The 24,812-nt window shown below is 44.4% G+C and carries 23 protein-coding genes, 1 tRNA gene and 1 other RNA gene; 18 read left to right on the top strand and 7 right to left on the bottom strand.

Annotation, left to right across the window (positions count from 1 at the left end; all coding sequences use genetic code 11):
- Window positions 1–78: 78 nt before the first annotated feature.
- Window positions 79–738: a ribose-5-phosphate isomerase RpiA gene (gene rpiA / locus AACS92_RS13010; RefSeq protein WP_099111391.1), complete on the top strand. Its 660-nt coding sequence runs from the start codon at window positions 79–81 to the stop codon at window positions 736–738.
- A 270-nt stretch (window positions 739–1,008) separates the two neighbouring features.
- On the top strand, window positions 1,009–2,250 hold the full coding sequence (gene serA, locus AACS92_RS13005) for a phosphoglycerate dehydrogenase (RefSeq protein ID WP_099111390.1): 1,242 nt from the start codon (window positions 1,009–1,011) through the stop codon (window positions 2,248–2,250).
- Between the two features lie 70 nt (window positions 2,251–2,320).
- On the opposite strand, the gene AACS92_RS13000 is transcribed toward serA, so the two are convergent.
- The 3 genes from AACS92_RS13000 to zapA all read right to left on the bottom strand — a co-directional run bounded on the left by AACS92_RS13000 (window position 2,321) and on the right by zapA (window position 3,727).
- Window positions 2,321–2,917 (bottom strand): 5-formyltetrahydrofolate cyclo-ligase, encoded by a 597-nt coding sequence (locus AACS92_RS13000; RefSeq protein ID WP_099111389.1) that lies wholly within the window; start codon window positions 2,915–2,917, stop codon window positions 2,321–2,323.
- Window positions 2,918–2,967: 50 nt separating this feature from the next.
- Window positions 2,968–3,152: non-coding RNA, 6S RNA (gene ssrS / locus AACS92_RS12995), on the bottom strand.
- Window positions 3,153–3,421: 269 nt separating this feature from the next.
- Window positions 3,422–3,727: a cell division protein ZapA gene (gene zapA / locus AACS92_RS12990; RefSeq protein WP_086955933.1), complete on the bottom strand. Its 306-nt coding sequence runs from the start codon at window positions 3,725–3,727 to the stop codon at window positions 3,422–3,424.
- 389 nt (window positions 3,728–4,116) lie between these two features.
- Here zapA and AACS92_RS12985 point away from each other — a divergent pair, with 389 nt between their 5' ends.
- The 8 genes from AACS92_RS12985 to AACS92_RS12950 all read left to right on the top strand — a co-directional run bounded on the left by AACS92_RS12985 (window position 4,117) and on the right by AACS92_RS12950 (window position 14,319).
- Window positions 4,117–4,692: a YecA/YgfB family protein gene (locus AACS92_RS12985; protein WP_099111388.1), complete on the top strand. Its 576-nt coding sequence runs from the start codon at window positions 4,117–4,119 to the stop codon at window positions 4,690–4,692.
- A 40-nt stretch (window positions 4,693–4,732) separates the two neighbouring features.
- Entirely contained in the window at window positions 4,733–6,043 is a 1,311-nt protein-coding gene (pepP, locus tag AACS92_RS12980; RefSeq protein ID WP_099111387.1) for a Xaa-Pro aminopeptidase, read from the top strand.
- A gap of 90 nt (window positions 6,044–6,133) precedes the next feature.
- Entirely contained in the window at window positions 6,134–7,324 is a 1,191-nt protein-coding gene (gene ubiH / locus AACS92_RS12975) for a 2-octaprenyl-6-methoxyphenyl hydroxylase (RefSeq protein ID WP_099111386.1), read from the top strand.
- A gap of 24 nt (window positions 7,325–7,348) precedes the next feature.
- Window positions 7,349–8,581 carry an FAD-dependent 2-octaprenylphenol hydroxylase gene (gene ubiI, locus AACS92_RS12970; RefSeq protein ID WP_099111385.1) on the top strand — a complete coding sequence of 411 codons (1,233 nt, stop codon included), beginning with the start codon at window positions 7,349–7,351 and terminating at the stop codon, window positions 8,579–8,581.
- A gap of 369 nt (window positions 8,582–8,950) precedes the next feature.
- Window positions 8,951–10,048 (top strand): glycine cleavage system aminomethyltransferase GcvT, encoded by a 1,098-nt coding sequence (gcvT, locus tag AACS92_RS12965; RefSeq protein WP_099111384.1) that lies wholly within the window; start codon window positions 8,951–8,953, stop codon window positions 10,046–10,048.
- A 48-nt stretch (window positions 10,049–10,096) separates the two neighbouring features.
- On the top strand, window positions 10,097–10,489 hold the full coding sequence (gcvH, locus tag AACS92_RS12960) for a glycine cleavage system protein GcvH (RefSeq protein WP_099111383.1): 393 nt from the start codon (window positions 10,097–10,099) through the stop codon (window positions 10,487–10,489).
- A gap of 91 nt (window positions 10,490–10,580) precedes the next feature.
- Entirely contained in the window at window positions 10,581–13,457 is a 2,877-nt protein-coding gene (gene gcvP / locus AACS92_RS12955; RefSeq protein ID WP_099111382.1) for an aminomethyl-transferring glycine dehydrogenase, read from the top strand.
- Window positions 13,458–13,587: 130 nt separating this feature from the next.
- Complete coding sequence (locus AACS92_RS12950) at window positions 13,588–14,319, top strand: type 1 glutamine amidotransferase (RefSeq protein ID WP_099111381.1); 732 nt, start codon at window positions 13,588–13,590, stop codon at window positions 14,317–14,319.
- 74 nt (window positions 14,320–14,393) lie between these two features.
- Here the strand turns inward: AACS92_RS12950 and AACS92_RS12945 are convergent, their stop codons facing one another.
- On the bottom strand, window positions 14,394–15,002 hold the full coding sequence (locus tag AACS92_RS12945) for an HD domain-containing protein (RefSeq protein WP_099111380.1): 609 nt from the start codon (window positions 15,000–15,002) through the stop codon (window positions 14,394–14,396).
- Window positions 15,003–15,017: 15 nt separating this feature from the next.
- A complete protein-coding gene (ygfZ, locus tag AACS92_RS12940) occupies window positions 15,018–16,016 on the bottom strand; it encodes a tRNA-modifying protein YgfZ (RefSeq protein WP_099111379.1) in 999 nt (332 codons plus the stop codon).
- Window positions 16,017–16,411: 395 nt separating this feature from the next.
- On the opposite strand from ygfZ, the gene sdhE reads away from it, so the two are divergent.
- Together sdhE and AACS92_RS12930 are read left to right on the top strand one after the other, a co-directional pair.
- The gene (gene sdhE, locus AACS92_RS12935) at window positions 16,412–16,678 is read left to right on the top strand and encodes an FAD assembly factor SdhE (protein ID WP_099111378.1); all 267 of its coding nucleotides are present in this window, start codon (window positions 16,412–16,414) and stop codon (window positions 16,676–16,678) included.
- Window positions 16,659–17,099 (top strand): protein YgfX, encoded by a 441-nt coding sequence (locus tag AACS92_RS12930; protein WP_241538004.1) that lies wholly within the window; start codon window positions 16,659–16,661, stop codon window positions 17,097–17,099. The genes sdhE and AACS92_RS12930 overlap by 20 nt, the downstream gene beginning before the upstream one ends.
- Window positions 17,100–17,142: 43 nt before the next feature.
- On the opposite strand, the gene fldB is transcribed toward AACS92_RS12930, so the two are convergent.
- Complete coding sequence (gene fldB / locus AACS92_RS12925; RefSeq protein ID WP_099111413.1) at window positions 17,143–17,661, bottom strand: flavodoxin FldB; 519 nt, start codon at window positions 17,659–17,661, stop codon at window positions 17,143–17,145.
- A 169-nt stretch (window positions 17,662–17,830) separates the two neighbouring features.
- Here fldB and xerD point away from each other — a divergent pair, with 169 nt between their 5' ends.
- From xerD to AACS92_RS12895, 6 genes are all read left to right on the top strand, one after another.
- Window positions 17,831–18,709 (top strand): site-specific tyrosine recombinase XerD, encoded by an 879-nt coding sequence (gene xerD, locus AACS92_RS12920; protein ID WP_099111412.1) that lies wholly within the window; start codon window positions 17,831–17,833, stop codon window positions 18,707–18,709.
- A 74-nt stretch (window positions 18,710–18,783) separates the two neighbouring features.
- Window positions 18,784–19,485, top strand: coding sequence for a bifunctional protein-disulfide isomerase/oxidoreductase DsbC (gene dsbC, locus AACS92_RS12915; RefSeq protein WP_099111377.1), 702 nt, complete (start codon window positions 18,784–18,786; stop codon window positions 19,483–19,485).
- Window positions 19,486–19,568: 83 nt separating this feature from the next.
- Window positions 19,569–21,302, top strand: coding sequence for a single-stranded-DNA-specific exonuclease RecJ (gene recJ, locus AACS92_RS12910; protein WP_099111376.1), 1,734 nt, complete (start codon window positions 19,569–19,571; stop codon window positions 21,300–21,302).
- A 214-nt stretch (window positions 21,303–21,516) separates the two neighbouring features.
- Window positions 21,517–22,615, top strand: a protein-coding gene (gene prfB / locus AACS92_RS12905) for a peptide chain release factor 2 (RefSeq protein ID WP_099111375.1) whose coding sequence is annotated in 2 segments (ribosomal slippage) — window positions 21,517–21,591 and window positions 21,593–22,615 — 1,098 coding nt in all. Because the reading frame shifts where the segments join, the coding sequence is not laid out codon by codon here.
- 9 nt (window positions 22,616–22,624) lie between these two features.
- A complete protein-coding gene (gene lysS / locus AACS92_RS12900; RefSeq protein WP_099111374.1) occupies window positions 22,625–24,139 on the top strand; it encodes a lysine--tRNA ligase in 1,515 nt (504 codons plus the stop codon).
- Between the two features lie 172 nt (window positions 24,140–24,311).
- Window positions 24,312–24,385 (top strand) — tRNA-Gly (locus tag AACS92_RS12895).
- Between the two features lie 163 nt (window positions 24,386–24,548).
- On the opposite strand, the gene AACS92_RS12890 is transcribed toward AACS92_RS12895, so the two are convergent.
- A partial coding sequence (locus tag AACS92_RS12890) for a transposase (protein WP_241538003.1) occupies window positions 24,549–24,812 on the bottom strand: 264 nt, incomplete at its 5' end.

The raw sequence follows: 24,812 nt of genomic DNA, 5'->3' as shown, positions 1-24,812 counted from the left end.
TTTTCACAGGGTAAGATAAAATATTGTTTATACTGGCGGCTGGATTTTTCTTGTAATTGATTATAGGCATTGATTGATATGACACAGGATGAACTGAAAAAAGCGGTAGGCTGGGCAGCGCTGGAATATGTTAAACCGGGAACAGTTGTGGGAGTAGGCACCGGTTCAACGGCATCTCATTTTATTGATGCTCTGGGAACAATGAAAGATCAAATCGAAGGTGCGGTATCCAGCTCGGAAGCATCAACTGAGAAATTGAAAAGTCTTGGTATCCCTGTGTTTGACTGTAATGAAGTTGACTCTCTAGACATTTATGTTGACGGAGCTGACGAAATTAATGCTCAAATGCAGATGATTAAAGGTGGTGGTGCGGCACTGACCAGAGAGAAGATCATTGCTGCGGTAGCAAAAAAATTCATTTGTATTATTGATGAATCCAAACAGGTTGACGTGTTGGGTAAATTCCCGTTACCTGTGGAAGTTATTCCAATGGCTCGTTCTTATGTTGCCCGTGAGCTGGTAAAACTCGGAGGAACGCCGGTTTATCGTCAGAATGTTATCACTGATAATGGTAACGTTATTTTAGATGTTCACAATCTTACCATTCTGAATCCTATCGAGTTAGAAAATAAAATTAATGCTATTGCAGGAGTAGTAACGGTAGGCCTGTTTGCGAATCGTGGCGCAAATGTCGTGCTGGTTGGCAGTTCCAACGGAGTGAAAACGATTACAGAGTAACCGCTTGCGAAGGGCAGAATATTCTGCCCTTAAAAAATTTTCTGACTTTTTCAAAAAATAAAATTCAGATATATATATTGTATTATTGATTAAATCTTCCTCAAAATTCTAATTTTACCTTGTAACGAAACCCTTTACTTTGTGTAACAACTTTTTTACTGTTTCTTATGCTGTTTTACAGGCAAACGATTATATTGCTGTTGACGTTTTTTTTGTTATTTTAGTGAAATCTATCGGCATTATGAAAGTTAGTACAACTAGGGCGGGTAAATGGTTAAGGTATCTTTAGAAAAGGAAAAAATTAAGTTTCTGCTGCTGGAAGGTGTTCATCAAAGCACAGTCGACAATCTGCGGGCAGCAGGGTACAGCAATATTGAATATCATAAAGGGGCATTAGAGCCGGAAGAGCTGAAAGAAGCTATCCGTGATGCCAAATTTGTTGGGATCCGTTCCCGTACTCAGTTAACTGAAGAAATTTTTGCGGCGGCGGAAAAACTGGTGGCAGTCGGATGTTTCTGCATCGGTACTAATCAGGTTGATCTGAACGCCGCAGCAAAACGCGGTATTCCCGTATTCAACGCCCCATTCTCTAATACGCGCTCAGTGGCTGAAATGGTATTAGGGCAGCTGTTGCTGCTGTTACGCCGGGTTCCTGAAGCTAATGCAAAGGCTCACAAAGGCATATGGAATAAACAGGCTGCGGGCTGCTATGAAGCACGTGGTAAAAAACTGGGCATTATTGGTTACGGTCATATCGGCTCACAGCTAAGTGTTTTGGCTGAAAGTATCGGCCTGAATGTTTATTTCTATGATTTGGAACACAAACTACCACTGGGCAACGCTCAGCAGGTTCATCACTTATCTGAATTGCTAAATATGAGTGATGTTATCAGTCTGCATGTTCCTGAAACTCATTCAACTAAAAACATGATTGGCGCGGCAGAATTAGAACTGATGAAACCGGGTTCGATTTTGATCAATGCATCACGTGGTACTGTGATCGATATTCCTGCACTGACTGAAGCGTTGGAAATCGGGCATCTTTCTGGTGCTGCGATTGATGTCTTCCCTGAAGAGCCAGCAACAAACAGCGAACCTTTTGTCTCACCGCTAATCAAATTTGACAACGTATTGCTGACACCTCATATCGGTGGTTCTACGCAAGAAGCACAACAGAACATCGGTTATGAAGTTGCAGGTAAACTGGTTAAATATTCTGATAATGGTTCTACATTATCCGCAGTAAACTTTCCGGAAGTTTCATTGCCTCTGCATGCGAAGGATACCAATCGATTATTGCATATCCACGAAAATCGCCCGGGTATCTTAACCAGCATTAACCAGGTTTTCACCGATCAGGAAATCAATATCGAGGCACAATATCTGCGTACTGAAGGCGATATGGGTTATGTTGTTATCGATATTATGACGCAAAATCCGGCTCAGGCGGAATTAGTCCTGCAACAGCTAAAAGCTTTGCCTGGTACTATTCGCTCTCGTATGCTTTACTAACTTAAATGATATAAGGGCTATAATAATAGCCCTTATGCATTGAAATTTAATAATAAATAATTTTCAGCGGTTATACCCAGCGCCATGTTTTTTCTGGAGTGATTATTTCGGGTAAAGGAATATCCCAACTTGCGCTGGGTAATGAGTCAACCAGTTGAAAATTATGTGCTAACCCAATCGGATAAAAGTTTTGCTGTTGCCATTTAGCAAGCGTCCTGTCGTAGAACCCTCCGCCCATCCCTAAGCGCTGCCCGCTACGATCAAAAGCAACGAGCGGAATAAACATAATATCCAGCTCAGAAACAGGTAAAACCTGCCGGATATCCAGTGGTGGTTCTTCTATCCTGAATTGATTCCGGATGAGAGGAGTGTCAGGCTGATAACGAAGAAACAGCAAATGATTCCGACTGAAAGGGTGTAATACTGGCAAATAGACCTGTTTGTTTTGTTGCCAGAGTTGCTGAATCAACGGGCGTGTATCGAGTTCACCGTCAAAAGAGAGATACAAGGCAATTTTTTTTGCTTGCAGGATTTTAGGGTGTTCCATAACCCGTTCAGCTGCCTGTAGGGCGAATCGCAATTGTTGTTCAGGGGAGAGATTTTTACGTAGTTGACGAATGTCTTGTCTGATGCTTTTTCGAAGAGAGAAAAAGGAATCTGATTGCATAGTACCTGCCTATTAAAGTAGTGCAGAAAAGGATACAAAACAGATAGATAGGGTTCTCCAAGATGCCGCTGCAGGTGGTAACCCTTGAACCCTTGGTTCAAGGTGAACATGGTGTCGCCCCTATTAGGCTTCTTGGACTAGCCAAGCATGCTCACAAGAAACGGAGCACCACATTCTATCAGATATGAAATATCGGCTCAGGGGACATCCCCGCTCACGAACACCTCAGAGAAATTTTTTATTACTTTAAACTAATTAGCCAGGAATCTTCAATCAGAACCTACCCATTTAGTCTTAAGTAATATCATGTGGCCTATTGTATGGAACTAAATGGAGAAAGCAACTGCTTATGTTCATCTATCGTAACTACTGCCTGATTTCTAAACAAGGATAAGCCTACTGACGATATAAAGCTGGCTAATTTCGGACTTTTGTTACTTTGCCCTAACTTTTGTTACTTTGCCCTAACTTTTGTTACTTTGCCCTAACTTTTGTTACTTTGCCCTAACTTTTGTTACCTTGCTCTAACAGTGCCTGCTCAATCGTCTGCTGAAGCATTTTAATTTTTTGTTCCATATTATAGGCGTAATCACGGGTTTTCATTTTCTCCTGTGCCAACTCGTGACAGATATTCAGCGCCACAATAAAAACCAGTTGCTCAGTGTTAGTCACTCTGGTGCGTTCTTTGAGGTTATGCAAACGCTGATCAAGTTCATCCGCAGCAGCCTGCAATGCTTCTATCTGCTCTGGTGGACAATTGACACGTAATGACCGCCCAAAAATCTGAATATCTACTGGTTGTGCAGACATGACACCTTCCTGATTTATTACTGTGCCGATACCTTAATTTTGACATACACCCTTTATACCCTTCGTCTTTCAAGTTGCCTCTTTGTTGGCTGTGCTCACTCACTCCGGTCACCGTTTTTATAAACATACGGTTAGCTATGCTCCCGGGGATGAGTTCCCTTGCCGCCGCGATGCAACTCGAAATCCATTGGGTATATCTTTCTAGATTCCAGAGCGGTAGTAATCTGGAAAAATAAAGGGTGTAAAAACATATTCTGGTATAAAAGTAAGGCCGACACCAATCATTACCGTGCAATACCAAAAAACAACCTGATTATGTTGTCTGGTATAGCGACTCCCCTTGATGGTAGCATAGCATGAACTTATATCGCCAACGATGATCAATATACATGTCTATACAAAACTCATTACCTAATTATCAGTCATTTGATGAAATTTTGCATCAACAGTCCGTCGCTTTAACCGCCGCGGAAATGCACGGTTTAATCAGCGGGTTACTGTGTGGTGGAAATCACGACAGTAGCTGGCAGGCTCTTGTTCATGATCTTGCCAATGACGGTCTGGCATTTTCACAGATCCTCGCGCAGCCAATCAGAGAATTGTATGAAACAACCTTCGAGTTATTGGATGACAGTAATTTTCACTTTAATTTACTGCTTCCTGATGATGAAGAGGGTGTTTTTGCATGTGCCGATGCGTTGGCAGGTTGGGTAAACCACTTCTTGTTAGGGTTAGGCGTAGCTGATCCTAAGCTAACAGAAAGAAAAGAAATTCAGGAAGTTATTACGGATTTACGTAATATAGGGATGCTAGGATACGATGAAAGCGAAGATCAGGAAGAGTTAGCACAGGCACTGGAAGAAGTACTGGAATATGTTCGTGTTGCAGTGCAACTCTGCTACATCGCACTGGCGACACCTAAAAAAGCAGGCAATACCAAAAACGAAAAACCAACGCTGCATTGATTGGTGATTAATTAATAATAATGAGATTGCAGGAGAGGGTATGACCAAACAAGAATATTTGTCCCGTCGTCAGGTATTATTGTCGAAAATGGCACCGGCCAGTGCGGCCATTATTTTTGCAGCCCCGCATGCGACACGCAGTTCAGATAGTGAATATCCTTATCGTCAACATAGTGATTTTCTTTATTTGACTGGATTTAATGAACCAGAGTCGGTTCTTATTCTGATCAAAAGTGATGAAACTCATAATCACAGTGTGTTGTTTAACCGAGTGCGTGATTTGACGGCGGAAATCTGGTTTGGTCGCCGGCTCGGGCAAGAAGCTGCGCCGGAAAAACTGGGCGTTGATCGCGCTTTACCTTTTGATGCTCTTGACGAGCAACTTTACCTACTGCTGAACGGGCTGGACGTGGTTTACCATGCGCAGGGCGAATTTGAATATGCGGACGAGATAGTATTCAGTGCTCTGGATAAATTACGCAAAAACAGCCGTCGTAATCTCACTGTGCCATCAATCATAGCTGACTGGCGCCCGTGGCTACATGAAATGCGTCTGTTTAAATCAGAAGCTGAATTGGAAATCATGCGTAAAGCGGGGAAAATCAGTGCGCAGGCTCATACCAGAGCGATGCAGCATTGCCGCCCGGATATGTTTGAATATCAGCTTGAAGCTGAAATTCACCATGAGTTTACCTATCATGGCGCACGTTATCCCGCTTATAACACCATTGTCGGTTCCGGCGAAAATGCCTGCATTCTGCATTACACAGAAAATGATCGCTGTATGAAATCTGGTGATTTGGTGCTTATCGATGCAGGTTGTGAGTATCAAGGTTATGCGGGCGACATTACGCGAACATTTCCGGTCAATGGTAAATTTACCCGCCCTCAGCGAGAAATTTATGACATTGTGCTGAAATCCATCAATGTCTCTCTGGAACTTTATAAACCGGGTACCTGCATAAGAGAAGTGACGGGGCAGATTGTGCGTATCATGGTTGAAGAGCTGGTTAAGCTGGGTATTCTGCATGGCGAAGTCGAATATTTGATCGAGACCAATGCTTATCGTCAATTTTTCATGCATGGTTTAAGCCACTGGCTGGGTCTGGATGTTCACGATGTAGGGCATTATGGTGTTGATCGTGATCGTATTCTGGAACCGGGCATGGTACTGACTGTTGAGCCGGGGCTGTATATCGCACCGGATGCTGATGTACCGCCGGAATATCGAGGAATTGGGATCCGTATTGAAGACGATATTTTGATTACAGAATCAGGTAATGAAAATTTAACCGAATATGTCGTCAAAGATCCTGATGAAATTGAAGCACTGATGTCACAGGCAAAATAGAGTTAGAGTCATACACCCGATGGATTTCAAACTGTATCGCAGTCAGCAGGCAGTTTGAAAAACGAAGGGGAAAGTAATCAGGAAGTGATAATGAGCGTGATTATCGTAGGAGGAGGAATGGCCGGTGCAACACTGGCGCTTGCCATTTCTGCTTTAAGTCGGGGGCAGTTGCAGGTTTCTTTAATTGAAGCAGCAGAGCCGGCACAGGAACATCCGGGTTTTGATGCAAGGGCAATTGCCTTAGCTTATGGCACATGTCAGCGTTTAAACCAGATAGGCATCTGGTCTGCCCTGAAAGATTGTGTGACGCCAATTACTCACGTTCATGTCAGTGATCGCGGCCATAGCGGTTTTGTGAATATCCGAGCCGATGACTATAACATTCCGGCATTGGGCAATGTGATTGAATTGCACAATGCCGGAAGTCGTTTATTTGGTTTATTAAAACAGGCACCGAATATCCGGCTTTACTGTCCGGCGAAAGTGAGTTCTGTTGAGCGTTTCGACTCTTCTGTCTCCATTACTTTGGATAACGGTGAAAAACTGACGGGAAAACTGCTGGTAGCCGCAGACGGAAGCCAGTCCGCTGTGGCCAGTGCCTGTCATATTCCGTGGCAACGACAAGATTATGGTCAGGCGGCCATTATTGCCAATGTTCTGACATCTGAAAATCCTCAGGGACGGGCGTTTGAGCGGTTTACCAAGCATGGCCCGTTAGCATTGCTGCCAATGTCTGAAGGGCGCAGTTCACTGGTTTGGTGCCATCCATCGGAAAAACTATCGGAAATCAGTCAGTGGGAAGATAGCGAATTTCTTCAACAATTACAGAAAGCGTTTGGCTGGCGACTGGGTAAAATGTTGGCAACAGGCCAGCGACACAGTTATCCGTTGGCTTTATCCACTGCCGGGCAGCAGATTAGTCATCGTCTGGCACTGGTAGGTAACTCATCGCAAACGCTGCATCCGATTGCAGGGCAAGGTTTTAACCTAGGTATGCGTGATGTTATGGCGCTGGCTCAGGTGATTTCTGAAGCTGCGATTGAAGGGCTAGATATTGGTTCTTATAACGTTCTGGCTCGTTATCGGCAGCAACGGGATGTTGATCGAGAAGTAACAATTGGTATTACTGATGGATTGGTCAGGTTGTTTGCCAATGATTATTTTCCGTTGAAGGCCGGGAGAAATCTCGGACTGATGGCGATGGAAATGTTGCCATTGACGAAAGGAACACTGGCTCGCCAGACACTCGGGTGGGTCAACCATCATTCAACGGCAGAGTAAGTCAGATTAAGAGGAAATAAAAACATGCAGTCATTTGATGTGGTGATCGCAGGAGGCGGAATGGTTGGCCTTGCGCTGGCCTGTGGTTTACAGGGTAGCGGCTTGCGTATCGCGATTGTTGAAGAACACCCGCCAACCGGTAAATTTCATACCAATGATGAGCATACGCTGCGTGTTTCTGCCATCAATGCTGCCAGTGAAAGATTATTAACTCATCTTGGCGTCTGGCAGAGGATACTGGCAATGCGCGCCAGCCCTTATCAGGGAATGGAAGTCTGGGATCTGGATAGTTTTGGGCGTATTCAGTTCAGTGCAGCAGAAAATGGTCTGAGTCACCTTGGGCATATCATCGAAAACCGAGTGATCAGGCAAGCGTTGTGGGAACAGGCTGAAAGTTTATCTGACATCACAGTGTACTCTCTTGTTTCGCTGAAAAATGTTGCATGGGGAGAAAATGAAGCCTTTATTACTCTGTCTGATGAAAGCATGCTGACTTCACGGTTGGTGGTTGGTGCAGATGGTGCTCACTCATGGTTGCGTCAGCATGCGGATATTCCACTGACGTTCTGGGATTATGAACATCATGCACTGGTCGCTACCATTCATACAGCGGAACCCCATCAAGGCGTTGCCCGTCAGGTCTTCCACGGGGATGGCATTCTTGCTTTTCTGCCACTGTCTGATCCACATTTATGCTCTATTGTCTGGTCGCTACCCGCTGAAGCAGCAAAACAGCGCAAGGCAATGGATACTGAGTTATTCAACCGACAGTTGAGTGCTACCTTTGATATGCGTCTGGGGCAATGCGAGCTGGTTAGTGAGCGGCAAACCATTCCTTTGATGGGGCGTTATGCGCGTAATTTTGCGGCCCATCGGTTAGCTTTATTAGGGGATGCAGCACATACGATCCATCCGTTAGCCGGTCAGGGAGTCAATTTGGGGTTTATGGATGTAGCAGAGCTGATTGGTGAACTTAACCGACTGAATCAGGAGGGCAAAGATATCGGGCAATATCTCTATCTTGGCCGTTATGAGCGTCGTCGTAAACACAGTGCGGCTGTTATGTTGGCTGGTATGCAGGGTTTTCGCCAACTTTTTGATGGAAATAACCCTGTCAAAAAGCTGGTTCGTGATGTAGGGCTGGCTATGGCTGACCGTTTACCCGGAGTAAAACCACAGTTACTCCGTCATGCAATGGGCCTTCATGATCTACCGGATTGGTTGATGACTCAGCCCCATTCAGTTGAAAAATTCTAATGCCGACTTCGATTTGGGATTAGTTTTTTTTATATCAGGCTAAAGTGTATTCAGTCAAATTGCTTTGCGCTTTAGTCTGTTTCTAATAAAAAAAGTATATATTTTGTATTTTACTGCCAGTTTTTAGCGTCCTTCCACAATAAATTAGAAAAAAATCCTGCATGATAGTGAAGCATTTTTGAAGCTATCACTACAGTGTTAATAATTTATCCTATGGTTCATTTCCCTTTTCAGTGATAACTTCTAGTCCAAGGTATCGTTTGCGCTGTTAACCGTTTCTCTGCTTCATGATCCAATATTTGTCGGTTAATACGCCGTATTTACTCAGATCAAGAACATCTTCATGTCAAGAATGGAAAGAGGGAAATAATGTCAAAACACACCCCATTGTATGAGCAGCATCTGGCATGCGGAGCGCGCATGGTCGATTTTCATGGCTGGATGATGCCCCTTCACTACGGCTCACAAATCGACGAGCATCACTCGGTGCGTACTGACGCTGGTATGTTCGATGTTTCCCATATGACCATCGTGGACTTACACGGTACTGGATGCCGTGATTTTCTCCGCTATCTTCTGGCAAATGATGTTGCCAAACTGACTGAAAAAGGCAAGGCACTCTATACCGGTATGCTGAATGCTTCCGGCGGCGTTATTGATGACCTGATTGTCTATTTTTTCACAAACGATTTTTATCGCATGGTTGTTAACTCAGCAACACGCGAGAAAGACTTAGCATGGATAAAACAGCATGCTGAAAAATATCCTGTTGAGATCACCGTGCGTGATGATTTGGCGCTCATTGCGGTGCAGGGCCCGAACGCACAATCTAAAGTTCAATCTTTGTTCAGTGATGAACAAAAACAAGCCATTACAGGTATGAAGCCATTTTTTGGTGTGCAGACCGGTGATTTATTTATTGCAACTACCGGTTATACCGGTGAGGCCGGATATGAAATAGCCATGCCTCAGGAACAGGCTGCTGATTTTTGGCAACAATTACTGAAAGAAGGCGTCAAACCGGCAGGATTGGGCGCGCGGGATACACTGCGTCTTGAAGCCGGAATGAACCTTTATGGTCAGGAAATGGATGAATCCATCTCTCCATTGGCAGCTAACATGGGATGGACAATCGCATGGGAGCCGGAATATCGCCAGTTTATTGGCCGCGAAGCCCTGTTAAAACAACGTGAAATCGGAACAGAACAACTAGTCGGATTAATCATGCGTGAGAAAGGTGTATTGCGCAGTGGGTTAACGGTTGGTTTTACAGATGAAACGGGTGCAACACATTTTGGTGCTATTACCAGTGGAACATTCTCCCCTACATTAGGATTCAGTATTGCCCTTGCACGGATACCGCGAGGGGTTGGAAAGCAGGCGGTTGTCCAGATCCGTAATCGTGAGATGCCAGTTCAGGTTGTGAAACCGGGCTTTGTACGGATGGGTAAATCGCTTGTAGGATAATTTTGGTCGCAACATTTTAATTAATAAAAAAATAAGGAGATGGAACCGATGAGTCATGTACCCGTTGAATTAAAATATACCGAGTCACACGAGTGGGTTCGTTCTGAAGGAAATGGCGAATACACCGTGGGTATTACCGAACATGCCCAGCAGTTGTTGGGCGATATGGTGTTCATTGACTTACCTGAAATCGGAACGCAGGTAAATGTTGGTGATGATTGTGCTGTGGTTGAATCAGTTAAAGCTGCTTCTGATATTTACGCACCACTGAGTGGTGAAGTCATTGCTGTTAACCCGGCTCTGGAAGGTTCGCCAGAATTAGTAAACAGCGAGCCTTATTATGATGGCTGGTTGTTCCGCATCAAGGTGGCTGATGAAAGTAAATTGTCCGACCTGCTTGATGCAGACGGTTATCGGGCATTACTGGAAGAAGAAGAGTAAGCATTTATCGCCCCGCACCACTGGAACTATACCGTGAGCGGGGCGTTTTTCATATGTGCCGTTTTTAGCTAGTTTCAGGAAATTATTATCAATGACCCAGACTCTAATCCAACTTGAAAATCAAGGTGAATTCATTCGTCGCCACATTGGTTCTTCTGCCGGACAGCAAAAAGAAATGTTGGCAATGGTAGATGCAAACTCCCTTGACGATCTCACTAATAAAATTGTTCCCCGTGATATCGCACTGGCAGAACCACCAGCAGTAGGAGATGGTGCGACAGAACAACAGGCACTGGCTGAACTGAAGGCAATTGCAGGTCAGAACAAGCGTTACCAGTCTTATATTGGTATGGGATATGCTCCTTCAATTCTCCCACCAGTCATCTTGCGTAACCTGCTGGAAAACCCGGGTTGGTATACTGCATATACACCATACCAGCCGGAAGTTTCTCAGGGGAGACTGGAAGCCTTGCTGAATTTTCAGCAAGTCACCATCGATCTAACCGGATTAGATCTCGCTTCAGCATCACTATTGGATGAAGCTACTGCGGCGGCGGAATCAATGGCAATGGCAAAACGTGTCAGCAAACTGAAAAATGCTGAGCGTTTCTTTGTTGCTGATGATATTCACCCGCAGACACTGGATGTGGTTCGTACACGAGCGGCGACATTTGGATTTGATGTCATTGTTGATAAAGCAGAAAAAGTCCTGGAACTGGAAGGCATCTTTGGTGTTCTGCTGCAACAGGTAGGTACTACCGGTGAAGTCCATGATTACAGTGATCTCATTACAAAACTGAAACAGCAAAAAATTATTGTCAGCGTTGCTGCTGATATCATGGCATTGGTCATGCTGACAGCACCGGGTAAGCAGGGTGCTGATATTGTCTTTGGATCAGCGCAGCGTTTTGGTGTTCCGATGGGTTACGGTGGCCCATATGCCGCGTTCTTTGCCTGCCGTGATGAATACAAACGTTCAATGCCTGGCCGAATTATTGGCGTTTCCCGTGATGCTGCCGGAAACCGGGCATTACGTATGGCGATGCAGACACGTGAGCAACATATTCGTCGTGAAAAGGCGAACTCCAATATTTGTACATCGCAGGTATTACTGGCAAATATTGCTGGTATGTATGCGGTTTATCATGGTGCCGAAGGTCTGAAAAGAATAGCAGAGCGTATTCACCGACTGACTGATATTTTAGCATCAGCTCTGCAAAAAGCGGGTTTAACCCTGCGCCACAATACGTGGTTCGATACATTGACGGTAGAAGTCACCGATAAGACACCAGTATTGACACGTGCTGAAAAAGCACACATCAATTTGCGTACAGATATTCTTGGTGCAATTGGTGTGTCATTAAGTGAAAAAACCAGTCGTGAAGATTTGATAACCTTGTTTCAGGTTTTAACTGGCACTGAAACGGTATTAGATGTTGATGCAATTGATCTTGAAATTTCAGAAGGCAGCCAGTCTGTTCCGGTTTCAATGTTGCGTAATGATGAAATTCTGATCCATGATAACTTCCGCCGTTATCACAGTGAAACAGATATGATGCGCTATCTGCACAGTCTGGAACGTAAAGATCTGGCATTGAACCAAGCAATGATCCCGTTGGGTTCATGCACAATGAAATTGAACGCAGCCGCCGAAATTATGCCAATCACATGGCCTGAATTTACGGATCTGCACCCTTTCTGCCCTCCAGAACAGGCACAGGGCTATCAGCAATTAATTAACCAGCTCTCCAACTGGCTGGTATTGCTGACGGGTTATGATGCCGTATCTATGCAGCCAAACTCAGGTGCTCAGGGAGAATATGCCGGTCTACTGGCTATTCGCCATTACTATGCCAGCCGTGGCGAGCAACACCGTCATATCTGCCTGATCCCAAGCTCTGCACATGGTACAAACCCGGCATCCGCACACATGGCTGGCATGACCGTGGTTGTGGTCGATTGTGATAAAGATGGCAATATCGATCTGACTGACCTGCGGGAAAAAGCCGAAAAACATCGTGATGAACTAGCTTGTATCATGGTGACATACCCATCAACCCACGGTGTATACGAAGAAACAATTCGCCAAGTTTGTGACATCATTCACCAAAATGGCGGGCAGGTTTACCTTGATGGCGCAAATATGAACGCTCAGGTAGGGATCACTACGCCGGGCTTTATCGGTGCTGATGTCTCACACCTTAACCTGCATAAAACCTTCTGCATTCCACACGGTGGTGGCGGGCCGGGCATGGGGCCAATTGGTGTGAAAAAACATCTTGCACCGTTCCTTCCGGGGCACTCAGTGGTGGAAATGGATTCATTAACCTCGCAGGGAGCAGTATCCGCAGCGCCATTTGGTAGTGCGTCTATTCTGCCGATTAGCTGGATGTACATTCGTATGATGGGTGCAAAAGGTCTGAAACAGGCCAGTCAGGTTGCGATCCTGAATGCAAATTATATTGCTGCTCGTCTGAAAGGGGCTTATGACATCCTCTATACCGGTCGTGATGGTTATGTTGCTCACGAATGTATTCTGGATATTCGCCCATTGAAAGAAGAGTTCGGTATCAGTGAAATGGACATCGCCAAGCGCTTGATTGACTATGGTTTCCATGCACCAACTATGTCATTCCCTGTTGCGGGAACTCTGATGGTTGAGCCAACTGAATCTGAAAGCAAAATGGAAATTGATCGCTTCATTAATGCCATGCTGGCAATTCGTGAAGAAATCAACAAAGTAGCAAAAGGTGATTGGCCACTGGAAGATAACCCGCTGGTGAATGCACCGCACGTTCAGGCTGAGCTGGTTTCTGACTGGGAGCACGCGTATAGCCGTGAAGTTGCCGTTTTCCCAACCATAGAGACAAAAGAAAATAAATACTGGCCGACAGTAAAACGTCTGGACGATGTTTATGGTGATCGCAATCTGTATTGTTCCTGCGCCCCCATCGAAGATTATCGTTAATATCGATATAACTTTATTAAGTTAAAAAGATAAAAGCAGTATTGAGAGGAGTCTCATACTGCTTTTTTAGATTTACCTGATTTTAGATTTACAAGAAATAGTTTCACTCTTTTTCTAAGGCAATAACGTAATGCGAATTCATTTTGTTGTACATGAGTATTTTGAAGCACCGGGAGCATATGAAGACTGGGCTAAGGCGAGGGGATACCAAACCACATTTTCACGGGTTTATCTTGGGGAAAAGTTACCGGATTCACTGGATGATATTGATTTTCTGATAGTGATGGGTGGACCACAAAGCCCGGCAACTACACTCGCTGAGTGTCCACATTTTGATACGGCATCAGAGAAACAGCTTATTTTAAAAGCCATTTCATCAAATAAAGCTGTTATTGGTGTTTGTCTTGGTGCGCAATTAATCGGCGCAGCACTGGGCGCAGGTTTTGAAAATAGCCCTGAAAAAGAAATTGGTAAGTATCCAATTATGCTCACTGAAGAGGGTTTGAAAAATAACAAATTTAGCCATTTTGGTGAAATGCTTGAAGTAGGGCATTGGCATGGTGATATGCCGGGTTTAACACCAGATGCAAAAGTTATCGCTTTTAGTGAAGGTTGCCCCAGACAGATTATTGAATATCAACATCTGGTTTATGCTTTCCAGTGCCATATGGAGCTGACCACAGAGGTGGTTGAGCTACTTATCCAAAACTCAGAAAAAGAACTGAGTAAAGCGAATGAATATAAATTTGTTCAGACACCAGAAGTATTATGCACCCATGATTATAGTGAAATGAATAATAAATTATTTGTTTTTCTCGATAAGCTGACTGAACAATATCTAATGATGAATTCATACAGATAAAAAGCATCGCTTATAAAATTGCACCGCATATTACGGTGCAATTGAAGCATTTAATTATTTGTTATTATAAACAATTACTCTTTTAACCAGCCTTTCTCTCTTGCTGCTTCTAACTGTGGCAGTAAATATTTCCAGAATTCAGGATAACTCTCAGAAATGAAACTGAGTAAATTAAAGGCTTGCTCAAAACGAATACCGTTTTCCACCCAGCTTTGACCGTTGTTATGCAGGTTCATCAACACCGGCATAACTCTGTCGAGCATTTTAGCAAAGCATGCTTCCGGTGTTTCTCCGTCTTCGTATTCGTGCCAGAGTGCCAGAAAATGCTCTCTTTGCGATTCAGGCAGTAAACCGAAAATACGTTTAGCAGCCTGTACTTCTTGCTCGTGAATGGCTTCACGGGCCGCCAGGTCAAACGCGATAACATCCCCTGCATCGATTTCGACAATATCGTGGATCAGTGCCATCTGAATGACACGGCTGATATTTACATTGCCGGCATAGGGAGCAAAACTGATAACTGCCAGTGCAAAGTGCCAGCTATGCTCCGCAGAGTTTTCATGACGTTCATTATTCAGGATCTTTGTTTTGCGGTATACATTTTTTAACTTGTCCAGTTCCATGATAAAGGAAATGACATCGGTAAATGGCCCAAAATCAACAGCGGTTACAGTTTTTGACATAAAAGACCTCAATTATTATTTTTCTTCCAATGAATAGGGTAATGCCTGTATAGAAAGGGAGGAGTGTTCATCCTCACGGACGCGGAATACGCTACCTGCCTCCATATCATTATTCATGACGACTTGTATCCAGACTGAATCATCGACCAATCTGGCTGAAGCGAGAACTGTACCGGTCCTGCGCCATGTATCACCTAACTGCCACTCCAAATCATCACCAGCCAGAGGCAGGCAAGAAGCGTTACCAGCCAGCCAGTACATGGCTCGCTTATTAGCTCCGCGATATTTAGCCCGGGCTACCATTTCCTGACCGGTATAACACCCTTTCTGGAAATTGATACTGCCTTCAAGAGCCTGAAGATTGGTGGCCTGCGGAATAAATTGCGCACTGTTAGTTTCATCAATAACAGGGAACCCCGCTTCAATTTCCAGCGCCAGCCATTGTGGGCTATTGTTCATCTGTGCCTGAAATTTCTCTACTAACGTTTCGGTTAATTGAGTTGCGGTTGCACTATCTGTTATGAGAAGAAAGCGTTCTGTTGGAAGAGAGAAGTGGAGAAGGGTTGTGGTTTCATGCTGGATAACGGCTGTTTCTGTATCAGGCAGTACTGGAAAAAATGCCGCCAGTGTTTCCCTGCTTCCTGAACCTGCGATACCAAGTAAGATACTTTCTTCATCTTTGGCGAAGGTGACTTTAGAAAATACAGCATATTTCTTCAATTCAGCCAGTTGAGTATCCAATATGGAACGACGTCCGATATAGGCAAAACCTTCTCCGCGATGAAACAGCCGCAGATTACTCCACATCTTACCTTTGGCATCACAGTGTGCGCATAACACATGCTGATTTGCATCCAGAGAATGAATATCCGCAGTTACCTGACCTTGCAGATATTTTTCGGCATCAGCTCCGATTGCGGTCACTATTGCCCAATCATCAAGGGAAATTAACGTGAGTGGGAGCGTTGCGGAAGGTGATGGGGATTGTGCAGAAAACGGAATTTGGTAAGCCATAACAGCTCCTGCCATAAGCTATCTGAGAAATAACGTTAATGGTAAAAGAGATGAAGCCCAATGCAAAGGGGTTATTCCGGTTATTTTTCTGTTGAATGTTTATTGTTAACCTGTTGCGAAGCTTCTCGCATATTGTAGATATAAAACAGAATCCAGGGCTGTAAATAGTGAAAAACAGTATGGAATCGCTGATAATTATGCCTGAATGTGAAATTTTGCAATCGTGATCATTTTTGTAATAGCGGTAAACTTGTTAACCTTTCACTCTATTCTTACAACCGTTGTTTTTACAGAGGCAACAGTAATTTCTTGTGGTAGAGGTTCTTTGCAGCAATCGAGTAAAAGCTTTACCGCACCAATGGCACGAATGAAAATAATCAAGAGGCTTTTTAAACATGGATATTAACAATAAAGCGCGTATTCACTGGGCATGTCGTCGTGGAATGCGTGAGCTGGATATTTCTATCATGCCATTTTTTGAATATGAATATGATTCTTTAAGTGACGATGAAAAGCATATTTTTGTTCGTTTGCTGGAATGTCCGGATCCTGATCTGTTCAACTGGCTGATGAATCATGGTCGTCCGGAAGATGAAGCGCTTTTCGGTATGGTGCAATTGATCCAAAGCAGAAATCAGGCTCGTGGCCCTGTGGAACAGTAAACTGAGGTTATCCCGCCAGACGCGATGGTTCTCTTCCTGTGTACATGGAATGATTGTGCTGGCTGCTTTATTCGCACAGTGGCCTGCTAAAAACCCTTATTTCGGGTTCTCAGTGTTTATTATCCCAATCCTTGCCATGATTATGGTGAGTTGGGTACGAAGCCAGAAAAATATTCAACAGTGTCAGGGGCAATTGATACTGTTGAAGGGCAATAAAGTACATTGGCAAAATGCAAGGTGGGAAATGACTCAGCCGCCGTGGTTTAGCCGTTATGGAATGATGCTTTCACTGCGCGCGCTTGAGCAACCGAAAGGCTTTCATCATAAGCCCGCAATTCGTCTATGGGTGGCATCAGACAGTATGCCACCGCAAATGTGGCGCTATCTCAACCAGCTGATGCGTCAATATCCCGATACATAACCAATAAAGAATAACTAATCTTATGTCCGGTGGACTTCGTATATTAAAATAGCGCTTCCATCTCTGCTAATATCTGCATACACCACTGACTCAGACGTTCATCGGTTTCTTCAAACTGGTTCACATCATCCAGAGCAAGGCCGACAAACTGTTTGCCATCATCAGTCAGTGGTTTTGGGCTGGTGAATTCATAGCCTTCAGTTGGCCAGAAACCAATAAACTGTGCGCCAGTAGGCAGCAGATGGTGATACAGCATTCCCAGCGCATCCAGAAACCATTCACTGTAATCAATTTGATCACCCATACCATACATAGCAACAATTTTGCCTGATAAATCCAGTGATGGAAGTTGATCCCAAATAGCCAGCCAGTCTTCCTGTATTTCACCGAAATCCCATGTAGGCATACCGAGAATTAAGACGGAATACTCTTCCATCAATTGAGGGTCACAATCTTTGACGTTATGCAGATCAATCAGATCTTCACCAAGAATATCGCGTATTTTTTCTGCTACCATTTCAGTGTAGCAAGTGGTAGAACCGTAAAATAGACCAATTTTCATCATTAATTATCAGTGAATTTTTAATATCAGAAGAGGCATTGTAACAGAAGAATTGCTTTTTCAGGCATAATAGCTGACCGGAAAGCACGGATACAAAGGAGGGCTTGTGCCAAAAAAACATGACTTATCAAAAAATGATGTACCGGAACAAAGCCCGTTACCTGATCCTCTGATAGAGCAATTTTTGGATGCGATCTGGCTGGAAAAGGATCTGGCAGAGAATACACTTGCTTCTTATCGGCTGGATTTACAGTGCCTGAATAACTGGTTAGTTCATGGGGGCTATGATTTACTTTCTGTTCAGTCTATTGAATTACAATCATTTTTGGCTGAGCGGGTAGATGGCGGTTATAAAGCCAGTAGTTCAGCGCGTTTGTTAAGTGCAATGCGCAGATTATTTCAGTATCTTTATCGTGAAACAATTCGGGCGGATGATCCTACTGTACTTTTATCTGCCCCTAAATTACCTAAGCGCTTACCGAAAGATTTAAGCGAAAAACAGGTTGAAAATTTGTTGAATACGCCTTCGAGTGACCAACCGATAGAGTTACGGGATAAGGCAATGCTTGAAGTGCTTTATGCTTGTGGTTTACGGGTATCCGAATTAGTCGGGCTGACATTATCAGATGTGAGTTTGCGTCAGGGAGTTGTCAGAATAGTGGGGAAAGGGAACAAAGAAAGGTTAGTTCCTTTGGGGGAAGAAGCACTGTACTGGCTGGAACAATATCTTGAATATGGACGTCCGTGGCTGCTGAATGGCATAGTATCCGATGTATTTTTTCCCAGTAAACGTGGGACACAGATGACGCGCCAGACCTTCTGGCACCGGATCAAGCATTATGCAGTATTGGCTGGCATTGATTCGGAACGTTTATCTCCCCACGTTTTACGTCATGCTTTTGCAACACATTTAATTAATCATGGCGCTGACTTACGGGTTGTGCAGATGTTACTGGGTCACAGTGATCTCTCCACAACGCAAATTTATACTCATGTGGCAACTGAGCGTCTCAAAGTGCTGCACCAACAACATCATCCTCGCGGATAACTCATTTATAAATAGCGGTTCAACGGACGTTATTTATGGAGAAATTGCGAGGCAGGATGAAAAAGGAACAAAAAATGAAAAAGATTGCGTTTTGTCTTTCCTTAATACTTACTGCTTTTACCGGTAATGCATTTGCTGATAATAGTATGATTAATCAGTCATTATCAAATATGGGCCTCAAAGCAGAAAGTATTAGCCCATCAGGGATTGCTGGTGTAAGTAGTGTTTTAACTCAGCATGGAACGATTTATCTATCCAACGATGGCCATTATATGTTTCAGGGCCCGCTTTACGACATCAGCAGCAAAATTCCAAAGCAAATTGTCAATAAATCACTGGTGGAAAAACTGGAAGCCCTGAAAGGTCAGATGATTATTTATAAAGCACCGAAAGAAAAATATGTCGTCACGGTGTTTACAGATATCACTTGTGGTTACTGCCGTAAGCTGCATGAAAACATGAAGGAATATAACGACGAAGGAATTACGGTCCGTTATCTGGCATTCCCGCGTCACGGTCTGGAACACCAGTCAGCTAAAGATATGCAATCAATCTGGTGCAGTGCGAAAGCTAACAAAGCACTGGATGCTGCTTTCAAAGGGGATAAAATTTCACCTATTGAGAGCTGTAAAAAGGATATCGCCAAGCATTACGAGCTGGGTTTACAGTTTGGCATCAATGGAACACCGGCAATTGTACTCAAAGACGGTACTCTGATTAGTGGTTTTTTACCGCCAAAAGATTTAGCTAAGGCATTGGCACAGCATGGTGAATAATCACCAGAGTATCTTGCTGTAAGCAAATAATACGCGGTGAATTAAACTCAGTAATCATTAAAATCCAGTGATGAATTAATCCAGTGAATAGAAAAACACAGCTCCGCCGCCGTCCAGCGGCGGATGATAGTCTCCTTCCTGATAGTATCCATCCACTATTACGCCGTCTTTATGTCACACGAGGCATACGTCAGGCTGATGAGTTAGAACGCGGTGCTAAAGGATTACTCAATTATCAGTCCCTCAGTGGTATAGACAGGGCTGTTTCTCTGCTTGTTGAAGCATTACAGCAACGTTGGCGCATTGTTATTGTTGGTGATTTTGATGCTGACGGCGCGACCAGTACCGCATTAAGCATTCGGGCGTTACGTGCAATGGGGTATCGGGATCTGGATTACTTTGTGCCTAATCGCTTTGAAGATGGCTATGGCTTGAGTGTGCAGGTTGTAAACGATGTTGTGAAAAGAGGCGCAGATCTGATCATCACCGTGGATAATGGGATCTCTTCCCATGATGGTGTCATGGTTGCCCATCAGCACGGGCTTAAAGTGATCGTTACAGATCACCATTTGCCGGGAGAAACGTTGCCAACCGCAGATGCCATTGTTAACCCGAATCTGACGGATTGCTCCTTCCCTTCAAAAGCGCTGGCAGGTATCGGTGTCGCTTTTTATCTGATGTCAGCTCTCAGGGCCGAATTACGTAAAATATCGTGGTTTGAGCAACAGGGTATTCCTTTGCCCAATCTGGCGGAACTGCTTGATCTGGTTGCTCTGGGAACAGTAGCTGATGTGGTTCCGCTTGATACCAATAATCGCATTTTGGTGTATCAGGGATTGAATCGGATCCGTGCCGGGCGCTGTTGTGCCGGTATCCGGGCATTGCTGGAAATTTCTAAACGGGAAGCAGCAAAATTATCAGCCAGTGATTTGGGATTTTCCCTTGGGCCACGGTTAAATGCCGCAGGACGGCTGGATGATATGTCCGTTGGGGTCACGCTGTTATTAACTGACGATATGGCTCAGGCCCGGCAGATTGCCTGTGAACTGGATGGCCTGAACCAGACACGGCGCGAAATCGAGCAAGGAATGCAGCAGGAAGCCTTGCAAATTTGTGACCAGATTGAGCGCACTCATACCGAATTGCCTTATGGGCTGGCTATTTATCATCCAGAGTGGCATCAGGGAGTCGTCGGCATTCTGGCATCTCGCATCAAAGAACGCTTTCATCGGCCAGTGATTGCTTTTGCTCCGGCGGGTGATGGCACACTGAAAGGTTCAGGCCGTTCCATCAACGGGCTGCATATGCGCGATGCTCTTGAGCGCCTTGATACTTTATATCCCGGATTAATGCTGAAATTTGGTGGTCATGCAATGGCTGCCGGATTATCGTTAGAGCAGGATAAATTTGAATTGTTTCAGCGCCATTTCTCTGCCTTGGTCGCTGAGTGGCTGGATATAGCACAGCTAGAAGGCGTTGTCTGGAGCGATGGTGAGCTGACGCTGGGAGAACTATCACTGGAGATCGCAGAGGTTCTTCGGGATGGTGGCCCTTGGGGGCAGGCATTTTCTGAGCCGGTATTTGACGGAAAATTCAGGCTGTTGCAACAGCGGATTGTGGGTGAAAAGCATCTGAAAGTCATGATTGAGCCATTAAACGGAGGGCCAATGCTGGATGGTATTGCTTTTAACATTGACACCAAGTACTGGCCTGATAATAGCGTCAAAACGGTCGAATTGGCTTATAAACTGGATATTAATGAGTTTCGTGGTAATCGTGATGTTCAGCTTTTGATCCAGCACATCTGGCCCTGTTAAATAAGCCAGAGTGATTGCTCGGATTACATCGCCGAAATGATAAGACAAAACCTGAATCCATTGCCACATAATCAGGTTTGATTATGTGGCAAATCAATTGAAATGCTATAAACCCTGTGTCAGATCCGTTACAATGCACGGTTCGACAATCTCTATGGTCATCTTTCTATAAAAACCATCGTTTTTATAAACCACAACGTATAAGACACGAAATATGTTTGAAATTAATCCGGTAAAAAACCAGATTCAGAACCTGTCTGAGCGGACAGCAGTTCTGAGGGGGTATCTTTGACTATGATGCCAAGAAAGAACGTTTAGAAGAAGTTAATGCTGAATTAGAGCAGCCTGATGTCTGGAATGAGCCGGAGCGGGCACAGGCGTTAGGCAAAGAACGTTCATCATTGGAAGGCATCGTTGAAACGATTGATCAGCTTGAACAGGGACTGGAAGATGTGAGCGGCTTGCTGGAGCTGGCCGTTGAAGCTGATGATGAAGAGACTTTCAATGAAGCAATAGCTGAATTGGAACAACTGGAAGAAAAACTGGGTCAGCTTGAATTCCGCCGTATGTTCTCAGGCGAGTATGACAACGCGAACTGTTATCTGGATCTACAGGCTGGCTCTGGTGGTACAGAAGCACAGGACTGGGCTAGCATGCTGATGCGTATGTATCTGCGCTGGGCCGATTCCAAGGGTTTCAAGACTGAAATTATCGAAGAATCTGATGGTGATGTAGCCGGTTTGAAATCCGCTACCATCAAAATCATCGGTGAGTATGCTTACGGCTGGCTGCGTACTGAAACAGGTGTACATCGCTTGGTACGTAAAAGCCCGTTTGATTCCGGCGGTCGTCGCCATACATCATTCAGCTCTGCCTTTATTTACCCTGAAGTTGATGATGACATTGATATTGAAATCAATCCTGCTGATTTGCGTATTGATGTATATCGTGCTTCTGGTGCTGGTGGTCAGCATGTCAATAAAACCGAATCTGCGGTGCGCATTACCCACGAACCGACAGGCATTGTCACTCAGTGTCAGAATGATCGTTCTCAGCATAAAAACAAAGATCAGGCGATGAAACAGTTGAAAGCCAAACTGTATGAGCTGGAAATGCAAAAGAAAAATGCTGATAAACAGGTAATGGAAGAGAACAAATCGGATATCGGCTGGGGTAGCCAAATCCGCTCTTACGTTTTAGATGATTCCCGCATTAAAGACCTGCGTACAGGTGTTGAAACCCGTAATACGCAATCGGTGCTGGATGGTGATTTGGACAAATTCATTGAAGCAAGCTTAAAAGCTGGCCTATGAGGAACTAAAATGTCGCAACAACAGCAGGGGGCTGAGCAGGCTCCTGACTTAAATAACGAACTGAAAACACGCCGTGAGAAACTGGTTACACTGCGTAGTAACGGTATCGCATTCCCGAATGATTTTCGTCGTGAAAATATTTCTGAAGATCTGCATGCAAAATACGATGATAAGACGCAGGAAGAGCTGGAAGCACTGAATGTTGAAGTCACTGTTGCTGGTCGTATGATGACCCGCCGTATCATGGGCAAGGCCTCTTTTGCGACCTTGCAGGATATGGGCGGTCGTATTCAGATCTACGTTTCTCGTGATGATCTGCCGGAAGGCATCTATAACGAGCAGTTCAAAAAATGGGATTTGGGTGACATTTTAGGCGCACGCGGTAAGTTGTTTAAAACCAAAACGGGTGAGCTTTCTATCCACTGTAGTGAGTTGCGTCTGCTGACTAAAGCACTGCGTCCATTGCCGGATAAATTCCACGGCCTAGCGGATCAGGAAACGCGTTATCGTCAGCGTTATCTGGATCTGATCTCCAATGATGAATCGCGCAAGACATTCCAGATCCGTTCCCGCGTTATGGCTGCACTGCGTAATTTCATGGTCAGTAAAGACTTCATGGAAGTCGAAACGCCAATGATGCAGGCTATCCCGGGTGGGGCGAGTGCACGTCCATTCACTACTCACCACAATGCGCTGGATATCGACATGTATCTGCGTATTGCACCAGAGCTTTATCTGAAACGTCTGGTGGTTGGTGGTTTTGAACGCGTGTTTGAAATCAACCGCAACTTCCGTAACGAAGGTATTTCTCCGCGTCATAACCCAGAGTTCACCATGATGGAACTCTACATGGCTTATGCGGATTATCAGGATCTGATTGTTCTGACTGAAGAACTGTTCCGTACCTTGACTCAGGATGTACTGGGAACGACTTTGGTCAAATACGGCGAACAAGAGTTCGATTTTGGCAAACCTTTCGTCAAAATGACCATGAAAGAAGCAATCTGCAAATATCGCCCGGAAACCAACATGGCAGATCTGGATGATATGGATAAAGCAGTGGTTATCGCTGAATCTATTGGTATTGAAGTTGATAAAAGCTGGGGATTGGGTCGTATTCAGTGCGAAATTTTTGAAGAGACCGCAGAAAGCCACTTAATCCAGCCAACATTCATTACTGAATATCCGGCAGAAGTTTCTCCGTTGGCACGCCGTAATGATGATAATCCATTCATTACTGATCGTTTTGAATTCTTCATTGGCGGACGTGAAATTGGTAACGGTTTCTCCGAGCTGAACGATGCAGAAGATCAGGCTGAACGTTTTGCTGAGCAGGTTCGTCAGAAAGACGAAGGTGACGACGAAGCGATGTTCTACGATGATGACTACGTCACTGCATTGGAACACGGCATGCCACCAACAGCAGGTCTGGGCATCGGTATCGATCGTATGGTGATGCTGTTCACTGACAGCCATACCATCCGTGACGTGATCCTGTTCCCGGCTATGCGTCCGAATAAATAATCATTTTTGATTAAAACCTATAATACGCCCTGCACATATAACTGAGTAGGGCGTATTTTTATCCAATAAGATAAATTGATGTAGTTGAATGAAAAATTGAACCGCCTTTAATTGATAAGCAGTTGCTGATATTCGGTAAGAGGTATATATTTGGCTGCGTCATATCGCTAATGCGGGTGTAGCTCAATGGTAGAGCAGAGGCTTCCCAAGCCTACGACGAGGGTTCGATTCCCTTCACCCGCTCCACATAAACATCTCCCTCAGTCAATTAAAGTCCATTAATCCCATTAAAATCAATGGATAATTCAAAATCACACTCTATTATCGTCTACTGTTATCTATTGAAGTGTACCCAATTAGGGGATATGGTTTTTTTGTTTTCTGGTACCCACTAATAACTGAATTAACCTCAGCTTCGCTTAAAAATAGCGATCTCATTATCCCGTAGATTCAAGCTCGGTTTTTTAGGTTGGAATGTATAAGCAATAAGGCCGGCAGTAACTTCCAATAAAAAACCGAGTTGACTGCGATGCCTTGAATGCTCTATCTGAGAAATATTCTTGAGCTGATCGATGACGGTTTCTATCAAAAACCGCCGCCTTAACATCAATCTATCCCAGAGAGATAATGCCTTGGCTTTCATGTTACTCCGGACATTCGTGATTAACGTGAC

The sequence above is a fragment of the Xenorhabdus sp. KJ12.1 genome, from assembly GCF_963876495.1.
Taxonomy (GTDB): Bacteria; Pseudomonadota; Gammaproteobacteria; order Enterobacterales; family Enterobacteriaceae; genus Xenorhabdus; species Xenorhabdus stockiae.
The sequence above is the reverse complement of the archived record's forward strand: the minus strand, read 5'-3'. Positions and strand labels throughout refer to the sequence as shown.